The sequence below is a fragment of the Nocardia farcinica genome (assembly GCF_029867845.1).
GTDB classification, from domain to species: domain Bacteria; phylum Actinomycetota; class Actinomycetes; order Mycobacteriales; family Mycobacteriaceae; genus Nocardia; species Nocardia farcinica_A.
The window spans coordinates 1-2,706 of the sequence record NZ_JARWRU010000021.1 but is presented as its reverse complement, the minus strand read 5'-3'; the positions used below and the strand labels follow the sequence as shown (position 1 = coordinate 2,706).

Annotated in this window: 2 protein-coding genes; one reads left to right on the top strand and one right to left on the bottom strand. The window is 71.3% G+C overall.

From position 1 onward, the window contains the following. Positions 1-436: hypothetical protein (locus tag QH283_RS00275; protein WP_280501011.1), on the bottom strand; the 436-nt coding region annotated here is incomplete at its 3' end. 478 nt (positions 437-914) lie between these two features. Between QH283_RS00275 and QH283_RS00270 the strand changes: the two genes are divergently transcribed. Then, positions 915-2,706 (top strand): ABC transporter ATP-binding protein (locus QH283_RS00270; protein ID WP_280501010.1); only part of this gene is annotated, 1,792 nt, incomplete at its 3' end.

Below are 2,706 nucleotides of genomic sequence, written 5' to 3'. Positions count from 1 at the left end.
CCGCGGCCGGGGTCGTGGCCCTGGTGGTGTTCAGCGTGTAGAGCAGGGCGCGCCCGTCGCCGGGGACATCGACACCGAGGAACCGGGCGACCCGCTCCGCGCCGTACTGCAGAACGGCTTCGTTCAACAGCGCCTCGATGTGCTTGCACGCATAGCCGCCGGACAGACCGCCACACGGCCGATTGTTGTTGGTGCTGCAACTGAGCCCGTGCTCGGGCGACGGGCTCGACGAGACCGTGCTCAACGAGACCGAGATCGACGAGACCGAGATCGACGAGACATAGACCCGCGCGACATCCGATCCGCTGGACACCACCCCCTGCACCCGCCCGTCGGCCATCTCCACGAACGGCACCTTGGCGAGTTTGCGGGGCGCCACCACCGGCAGTACCCGCACCACCGAGAAACGCTCCAACGCACGCTCATCCGACTCCATCGGATTCCCTCCCGTCTTCGTCACGAAGATCAACCTACGTGAACCCACCGACAAGTTTCGCCGCCGGAAGCGAGTGTCGAAGAGTGCTGTGGGACAGAGTATTTCGAACAAAAGCCGCAATATCACACGCCACCGACAGGTCTCCGCGCGGTGGCGGTGCGGCGCCGTCCGCGCGCGTGTTCCGCATCGGGCCCGCCGTCGTCGCGCCCGATGCCGGAACCGATTAGCCGATCGAGTGCTGTCTGTGTCGACCGGCTTCAGGGGACGGTTCCGCCCGTCGCTCCGCATGTGATCGCCGCGACCGCCGACAGGGCGAACCGCACCGGCGCCGAGGGGCATCGCACGGGCGGTGAAAAGTGGTTGGCGGATCGGAGGGACGGTGCCAAGCTGGAAAGTCGGCCCGACGCCGACGCCGAGGCGAGGGCAGGGGGATTCGTGTCAGGGGATTCGTGTCAGGGGATTCGTGGCAGGGGGATTCGTGGCAGGGGGATTCGTGAGCGTGATCGTGGAAGTTCCGCCGGGGCAGGCCATCACACCCACGCCCCGGCCGACCGCCACGCGCGGGCGCCGACTGGCATCCCTGCGGCGGTTCCTGCCCTATCTGCGCCCGCACGGGGTGGTGCTGGTCGTGGCGACAGTGCTGGCGGTGGTGTCGATGCTGACCGTCGTGCTCACCCCGCTGCTCCTCGGGCGCATCGTCGACGGCCCCATCGCGGACGGCGATCTGCGCGGCGTGGCCGGTCCGGTCGGCCTCGTCCTGCTGCTCGGGCTGATCGAGGCGGGCACGCTGTGGGCGCGGCGGTGGCTGCTGGCCGGTCCGGCCACCAGCTTCGAGAAGACCATGCGCGCCGTGCTCTTCGCCCGCCTCCAGGCGCTGGCGATCGGCCGCCACGACGGCTGGGCGTCCGGGCAACTGCTCTCCCGCGCCGTCGACGACCTCGCCACCCTGCGCCGCTTCGTCAACTTCGCCGGACCGTGGCTCGTGGTGAACCTGGTGGTCGTTCCGGTCGGGATGCTCGTGCTGTTGCTCATGAGCCCGTGGATGGCGCTGGTCTTCCTCGTGGAGGCGGTGCCGCTGCTGATCGTGTGCACCCGGTTCGAACGGCGGTACGCGATCGCCTCCCGGCGCTCCCAGGATCAGAACGGCGACCTGGCGACGATCGCCCAGGAGGCCGTGCAGGGCATCCGGGTGCTCAAGGCCTTCGGCCGAGGCGCGTTCTTCGGCGAGCGGTTCACCGACCGGGCCCGCGCCCTGCACGGCACCGAACTGCACAAGGCTCGGCTGGACGCCACCCTGCTGGCGGCCATGCGCTCGGTCTCGCAGCTGGGAGTGGTGGCGGCACTGGGCATCGGCGCGTACGGCGTGGTGACGGGGTCGCTGTCGCTCGGCGCCGTCGTCGGCGCGATCAGCCTGCTGAGCTTCCTCATGTGGCCGGTCGCCTGGCTCGGCTACCTGCTGTCGGAGCTCCAGGACGCGGCCACCGCCGCCGACCGCTACTGGGAACTCATCGACACTCCGCTGGACATCGCCGACCCCGCCGACCCGGTGCCGCTGCCCGTTCCGGTGCGCGGCGAAGTGCGCTTCGAGGACGTGCGATTCGGCTTCCCCGGTTCCGACGCCGAACTCCTGCGCGGGGTCTCGCTGCGGCTCGCCCCCGGGGAGACGGTCGCTCTGGTCGGCGCCACCGGCAGCGGGAAAACCGCACTGCTGCAACTGCTTTCGCGACTCTACGACGTCACCGGCGGGAGCGTGCGCCTCGACGGAATCGACATCCGGGAGCTGCGGTTGCGCGACCTGCGCTCCACGGTGGCGGTGGCCTTCGAGGACCCGGTGCTGTTCTCCGCCTCCGTCCGGGAGAACGTGGCCCTCGGCGATCCCGCCGCGACCGACGAGCAGGTGCGCCTCGCCCTCGACATCGCCCAGGCCACGGACTTCGTCGACGCGCTGCCGTGGGGTCTCGACACCAGGATCGGCGAACAGGGGCTCAGCCTCTCGGGCGGTCAGCGGCAGCGGCTCGCCCTGGCCAGGGCCGTGCTCACACACGCGGGCGACGGCAGCGCGGGCCGGGTGATCGTCCTCGACGACCCGCTGTCGGCGCTGGACGTGGACACCGAGCGGCGAGTGCAGCGACGCCTGCGCGAGGCTCTCGCGGGCGCCACCACTCTGCTCGTCGCGCACCGGCCGTCGACCGCCGCGCTCGCCGCCCGGGTCGTGGGGGGGGGGGGGGGGCGGGTGGTGGCCGCGGGGGGCCCCCGCCCGCGGGTGGGGC